General features: G+C 69.7%; 5 protein-coding genes and 1 pseudogene. 4 read left to right on the top strand and 2 right to left on the bottom strand.

Annotated elements, in window-relative coordinates; genetic code table 11:
- Positions 1-150 precede the first annotated feature (150 nt).
- From AC1PPL_RS13430 to AC1PPL_RS13445, 4 genes are all read left to right on the top strand, one after another.
- A complete protein-coding gene (locus AC1PPL_RS13430) occupies positions 151-921 on the top strand; it encodes an endonuclease/exonuclease/phosphatase family protein (protein WP_047349377.1) in 771 nt (256 codons plus the stop codon).
- On the top strand, positions 921-2138 hold the full coding sequence (clsB, locus tag AC1PPL_RS13435; protein ID WP_479973497.1) for a cardiolipin synthase ClsB: 1218 nt from the start codon (positions 921-923) through the stop codon (positions 2136-2138). Before AC1PPL_RS13430 ends, clsB begins: the two co-directional genes overlap by 1 nt.
- Before the next feature lie 13 nt (positions 2139-2151).
- Positions 2152-3204, top strand: coding sequence for a lysylphosphatidylglycerol synthase transmembrane domain-containing protein (locus AC1PPL_RS13440; protein WP_479973498.1), 1053 nt, complete (start codon positions 2152-2154; stop codon positions 3202-3204).
- Between the two features lie 102 nt (positions 3205-3306).
- Positions 3307-5088 (top strand): NAD(P)/FAD-dependent oxidoreductase, encoded by a 1782-nt coding sequence (locus AC1PPL_RS13445; RefSeq protein WP_479973499.1) that lies wholly within the window; start codon positions 3307-3309, stop codon positions 5086-5088.
- A gap of 12 nt (positions 5089-5100) precedes the next feature.
- Here the strand turns inward: AC1PPL_RS13445 and AC1PPL_RS13450 are convergent, their stop codons facing one another.
- Complete coding sequence (locus AC1PPL_RS13450) at positions 5101-5352, bottom strand: trimeric intracellular cation channel family protein (RefSeq protein WP_479973500.1); 252 nt, start codon at positions 5350-5352, stop codon at positions 5101-5103.
- A 56-nt stretch (positions 5353-5408) separates the two neighbouring features.
- Positions 5409-6161, bottom strand: a pseudogene (locus AC1PPL_RS13455) (amidohydrolase); the annotation flags it as partial.
- Between the last annotated feature and the right edge of the window lie 295 nt (positions 6162-6456).

Genomic DNA, 6456 nt, shown 5'->3' on the forward strand with positions numbered 1-6456 from the left:
CCGCCAACGCAACGACGCGGCATGTTCACGCACCGGCATGGTCCACCGTCCTACAGCCGCGTGCCGACCGCCAGGGAAACAATGCCCCATCGCCCTCCGCTGCCGCGCTGCGGTGCGCCCCCCGGCAGCGGGCCGGCATTGGATTTCCCCATGACTCAGAACCCGCCTTCTTCCTCCCCCGTCGCGTTCAAGGTGCTGACCGTGAACGTGCACAAGGGGTTCACGTCCTTCAACCGCCGCTTCATGTTGCACGAGTTGCGCGAGGCGGTGCGCCAGGTATCGGCCGACCTCGTGTTCCTGCAGGAGGTGCTGGGCACGCACCAGCGCCATGCGGGGCGCGTGACCAATTTCCCACAGGAGCCGCACTACGAGTTCCTGGCCGACTCCATCTGGACGCAGTACGCCTATGGCCGCAATGCGGTCTACACCGATGGCCACCACGGCAACGCATTGCTGTCCAAGTTCCCGATCGTGCACTACGAGAACCACGACATCTCGGTCAGCGGCCCGGAGCGCCGCGGCATGCTGCACTGCGTGCTGCAGCCGCCCCAGCATTCACGGCCGGTCCATGCCATCTGCGTACACCTGGGCCTGCAGGAGGCGCACCGCCAGCAGCAGTTGCGCCGCGTGTCGGCGCTGGTGCATTCGTTTCCCGCGCAGGACCCGGTGATCGTCGCGGGTGACTTCAACGACTGGCGCGGCCGCGCGCACGACGTGCTGCAGCGCGAAGCCGGCCTGCATGAAGTGTTCGTGCAAGCCTGCGGGCGTGCCGTGCGCACCTTTCCCGCATCGCTGCCGCTGCTGCCGCTGGACCGCATCTATGTGCGCGGCACCTCGGTGCACACGCCGATGAGCCTGCCGCGCAGGCCCTGGAACCGCCTGTCGGACCATGCGCCGCTGGCCGCGGAGATCCTCCTGTGATGCGCCCGCGCCCGTCCTCGCGCTGGATACCCGGCAACCACTTTCGCCTGCTGGAGAACGGCGAGGAGTTCTTCCCGCGCGTGTTCGAGGCCATTGCCCAGGCGCAGCGCGAGGTGATGGTGGAGACCTTCATCCTGTTCGACGACCACATCGGCCAGGGGCTGCACGCGGCGCTGCTGCAGGCGGCGCGGCGCGGCGTGTCGGTGCACCTGCTGGTGGACGGTTTTGGCTCGCCCGACCTGCCTGATCATTTTGTCGACAGCCTGGTGCAGGCGGGCGTGCGTTTTCGTGTGTTCGACCCAGGGCGGCGCCTCTTCGGCCAGCGCCTGAACCTGCTGCGGCGCATGCACCGCAAGATTGTGGTGGTGGACGGCACGCTGGGCTTCATCGGCGGCATCAACTACTCGGCGGACCATGTGGCGGACTTCGGCCCGCAGGCCAAGCAGGACTATGCCGTCGAGGTGCATGGCCCCATCGTGGCGCACATGCACCGCTTCACCCGCACGGCGGTCCTGCCCCCGTCTGTCCAGCGCACCCACCGCCACGAGCCGCTGCCGCAGCTGCCCGCAGCGGGCTCGGCCCACGCCATGTTCGTCACGCGCGACAACCACCGGCATACCAACGACATCGAGCGCCACTACCGTATCGCCCTGCGGGCCGCGCGCGAGCGCGTGGTGATCGCCAACGCGTATTTCTTCCCCGGCTACCGGCTGGTGCGCGAACTGCGCCGCGCCGCGCGGCGCGGGGTGGACGTGCGCCTGATCCTGCAGGGCGAACCCGACATGCCCATCGTGAAGACCGCGGCCGGCCTGCTGTACGACCACCTGCTGCGCGCGGGAGTACACATCTACGAGTACTGCGAGCGCCCGCTGCACGGCAAGGTGGCGCTGGTGGACCGCGAGTGGTCCACCGTGGGCTCCAGCAACCTCGACCCTCTGAGCCTGTCGCTCAACCTGGAGGCGAACGTCGTCATCCGCGATGCCTCCTTCAATGCGCTGCTGTATCAGCGCCTGTCGCGCCTGATGCAGCGGCACTGCCGCCAGGTGGAGCCCGCTCCGCGCGGCGCCTGGGAGGCCCTGCGCCTGCTGCGCGGCTACTGCGTGTACCACCTCATGCGCTGGTTTCCCGCCTGGGCAGGCTGGCTGCCGCGACACGAGCCCGCCATCGCCGTCATGCAGGCCGAGCCGCCCGCTGACCAAACGGCGCGCGCGTCCTGAGGCAAGGCAGCCCATGCACGGCCCTGCCACTTCGCCTGTCCACACCGCGCACCGCCGTCGCCGCAGCGGGTGGCGCCGGTTACGGGGCTGGCGCTGGCTGGCCGGGCTCGCCATGGCAGCGGTGGCCGCTCTGGTGGTATGGCTGCTGGTGCGCCAGGGCCTGCAGGTGGACTGGCCCGGCGTGTGGCAGGCGCTGCGCGCGCTGCCTGTGCCCACGCTGGCTGCAGCCGCGGCCCTGGCCTGGGCCGGCCACCTGGTGTACGGGTGCTTCGACCTGTTCGGTCGCCACGTGGTACGCCACGGGCTGGGCGCCGCCCGCACCATGGGCGTCACGCTGATTGCCTACCCCTTCACGCTCAACCTGGGCTCGCTGATCGGCGGCGCTTCGGTGCGCTACCGGTTGTATTCGCGCCAGGGCCTGGATGTGGGGCAGATCGCGCAGGTGATCAGCCTGTCCATCGCCACCAACTGGCTGGGCTATTGCGTGCTGGCCTGCGCGCTGTTCTGGGCCTGGACACCGCCGCTGCCCGAGGGTTGGCGCATGGGCAGCGGCCAGCTCCCTTGGCTGGGCACGGTGCTGGCCTGCGTGGCGCTGGGCTACCTGGCGCTGTGCGCGCGGCGAGGCGGGCACCGACCGCTGATGCTGCGCGGGCGACGCCTGCCGCTACCGACCTGGCGCGTGGCGCTGCTGCAGTTGGTGCTGTCGTGCACCCACTGGGCGTTGATGGCCGCGTCCGTGTGGGTGCTGGCGCGCCAGCAGGTGCCCTACGCCGCGGCGCTGGCCACGGTGCTGCTGGGCGCGGTGGCCGGGCTGGTCTCGCGCATCCCCGCCGGCCTGGGTGTGCTGGAGGCCGTGGGCACGGCCGTGCTGGCCGTGCACCTGCCCGTGAGCCAGGCGCTGGCCGTGGTGCTGGCCTTCCGCGCGGTGTACTACTTCGCGCCGCTCGCGCCCGCGGCGCTGGCCCTGCTGGCGACCGAGCTGTGGTGGCGGCGGCATCAGCCGACCACCAGTTCTCAAGAAAAAACAGCCCCTAGCGCTTTCCAGACAAGCGCAAGCAGCTATTAATACAATAGCAAATCACATTCTCCTCACCGGTCATGGCCGTGCGGCGCTCCCTTATGATCGCCCTCCTCTTTGGCACCGCCCGATAGTCACGGGCCGCACCCCATGATCCGCCTCTCCGAAATCAAGCTGCCGCTGGCAGTCCTGCCCGCCGACGCCTACGACGCCGACACCCACCCTGAGGCCCTGCTGCGCGCCCAGGCCGCACAGGTGCTGGGCGTGCCCGAGTCCGCCATCGCCGCCCTGCACGTGCACAAACGCAGCTTCGACGCGCGCAAGGCCGACCTGATGGCGGTGTACATCCTGGACCTGCAGCTCGCGGACGCGTCCCAGGCCGGCGCCCTGCTGGCACGCCATGCCGGTCACCCGCACATCCAGCCCACGCCCGACATGGCCTGGCACCCGGTGGGCTGCGCTGGCGAAGCGCCCGCACAGCGCCCGGTGGTGGTGGGCTTCGGGCCCTGCGGCATCTTCGCGGCGCTGGTACTGGCACAGATGGGGTTCCGGCCCATCGTGCTGGAGCGCGGCAAGCCCGTGCGCGAGCGCACCAAAGACACCTGGGGCCTGTGGCGCAAGCGCGAACTGAACCCCGAGTCCAACGTGCAGTTCGGCGAAGGCGGCGCCGGCACCTTCAGCGACGGCAAGCTCTACAGCCAGATCAAGGACCCGCGCCACCTGGGCCGCAAGGTGATGGAGGAATTCGTCGCAGCGGGCGCCCCGCCCGAGATTCTGTACGTGGCCCACCCGCACATCGGCACCTTCAAGCTGGTGAAAGTGGTGGAGTCGCTGCGCGCACAGATCATCTCGCTGGGCGGCGAGGTGCGCTTCGAGCAGCGTGTGGACGACGTGATCATCGAAACCGACACCGCCGGCCGGCGCCACCTGCGCGGCCTGCGCGTGCACGATCTGGCCAGCGGCGCAGTGAAGGAGCTGCGCGCCGATCACGTGGTCATGGCCCTGGGCCACAGCGCGCGCGACAGCTTCGCCATGCTGCACACGCACGGTGTGGCCATGGAGGCCAAGCCGTTCTCCGTGGGCGTGCGCATCGAGCATCCGCAGAGCGTGATCGACCGCGCGCGCTGGGGCAAGCATGCGGGCCACCCGCTGCTGGGCGCGGCCGACTACAAGCTGGTGCACCACGCCAGCCAGGGGCGCACCGTGTACAGCTTCTGCATGTGCCCCGGCGGCACCGTGGTCGCCGCCACCAGCGAGCCCGGGCGCGTGGTCACCAACGGCATGAGCCAGTATTCGCGCGCCGAGCGCAACGCCAACGCCGGCATGGTGGTGGGTGTAGACCCGCAGGACTATCCGCGCGACCCCGCGGCCTTCGAGGTCGCGCTGGGCGCCTCCCACGGCGTGGACACGTTGCCCACCGGGCAGGTGCACCCGCTGGCCGGTATCGTGCTGCAGCGCCAGCTGGAGTCGAACGCCTACCGCCTGGGAGGCGGCAACTACAACGCCCCCGCGCAGCGCGTGGGCGACTTCCTGGCACGCCGCGCATCCACCACGCTGGGGGACGTGCAGCCGTCGTACAAGCCCGGCGTCACGCTGGTCAGCATGGAAGACGCCCTGCCCGCCTTCGCCACCGAGGCCATGCGCGAGGCCCTGCCCGCCTTCGGCCGCAAGATCCGTGGCTACGACATGCACGACGCGGTGCTGACGGGCGTGGAAACGCGCACCTCGTCGCCGCTGCGCATCGGCCGCGGCGACAACTTCCAGAGCCTGAACACCGCCGGCCTGTACCCCGCCGGCGAGGGCGCGGGCTACGCGGGCGGCATCCTCTCGGCCGGCGTGGACGGCATCAAGGTCGGCGAGGCCGTGGCCTGTGCGATGCTGGGCCTGCCGCTGCCCTCCTCGGGCACGCGCGGTTCGGGTGGGGCGGCCTGAGCCGGAGCCAGTTCACTGCGGCGGCGCCTTTCTCCAGACCGGCGGAAGGCTCCACGAATACCGTAACGCCAGCAGACGCACGGCCAAGCAGACCGACGCAGCAAACCAGGGCGTCAGCGTCACCCACCATTCCATGCGCTGCCCCATCACCTGGATCGCCGCCGCCAGCAATGCCGGAAGCGCGTAGATCTCCTTGTGCAGGATGATCGGTACGCGGTTGAGCAGCACGTCGCGCACCACGCCGCCGCCGATGGCCGTCACCATCCCCAGGAGGATGGCCAGCTCGGCGTTGTGGCCGTGGAGCAGTGCCTTGTGGGCCCCGACCCGATGGTAAGCACCGCGTTGTCCATGGGTGAGATCTCGCGCGAAACGATGGTCTGCAGGCGCAGCGTCGTGGACGCGGCCATGATGACTGGGTCGATGGACGTCTGCGGCTGCGAGCCATGCGAGCCGCGTCCGAACAGCCGGATCTTCAGGCTGTCGCCCGCCGACAGGATGACGCCCGGCCGGTAGCTCACGGTACCGCTGGCCCCCACCATGACGTGTTGCCCCAGGATGATGTCCGGCCGGGGAAAGCGCGCATCATTCCAATCGGCGACCATGCTGCTGGCGCCCCGGCCCACTTCTTCGCCCGGCTGAAAGACCACCAGTACGCTGCCCGTCCATGCGTCGCGGTGCTCGGCCAGCACGCGGGCGGCACCCATCAGCCAGGTCACGTGCAGGTCATGGCCACAGGAATGGGCCACACCCACCTCAGTACCGTCCTCATCGGCAGCACGCACGGTGCTGGCATAGGGCAGGCCCGTGTTCTCAGCCATGGGCAGCGCATCCATGTCGGCGCGCAGCATCACGGTAGCGCCGGTGCCATTGCGCAGCACTCCCACGACACCGGTGACGCCGATGCCTTGCGCAACCTCATAGCCGAGCGCCTCCAGGTAATCTGCCGCGATGCCCGCGGTGCGCACCTCCTGCATGGAAAGCTCGGGATGCTGGTGCAGATCCTTGTAGATGCCTTCCAGCTCCGCCAGCAGCGGGCCGCTGCGGCTCCTGAGTGCCTCGGCGAGTGGGCTCATGGACGGCTCCCGGCTTGGTGTACGTGTGCAACTGTGCCGCATTCTGTCGCCGCATGCCACCACCGTCCGAGGCCGATACGCAAAACACTACTGGCAGCAAACGAATGCCGCTGGAGGCAGGCGGCGCAGCGCGATGCGGCTGGAAATGCCCGCTCCGACGCCAAGCTGAGGGATCAAGAAGGTGCCGCGGATCGTCGCTCAGGAGCCTGAGGAAGGACGAGAGGTGCGATCCCGCACGGCACCCCAGTGCCGTGCGGGTGCGCCCGGTTACAACCGAGAGGCCATCTCCGGCACG

It is taken from the genome of Diaphorobacter sp. B2A2W2 (genome assembly GCF_056730635.1).

Coding starts and splice junctions, on each gene's coding strand:
- clsB (WP_479973497.1), top strand. CDS start 921: ATGCGCCCGCGCCCGTCCTCGCGCTGGATACCCGGCAACCACTTTCGC.
- AC1PPL_RS13445 (WP_479973499.1), top strand. CDS start 3,307: ATGATCCGCCTCTCCGAAATCAAGCTGCCGCTGGCAGTCCTGCCCGCC.
- AC1PPL_RS13450 (WP_479973500.1), bottom strand. CDS start 5,352: ATGGTGACGGCCATCGGCGGCGGCGTGGTGCGCGACGTGCTGCTCAAC.
- AC1PPL_RS13440 (WP_479973498.1), top strand. CDS start 2,152: ATGCACGGCCCTGCCACTTCGCCTGTCCACACCGCGCACCGCCGTCGC.
- AC1PPL_RS13430 (WP_047349377.1), top strand. CDS start 151: ATGACTCAGAACCCGCCTTCTTCCTCCCCCGTCGCGTTCAAGGTGCTG.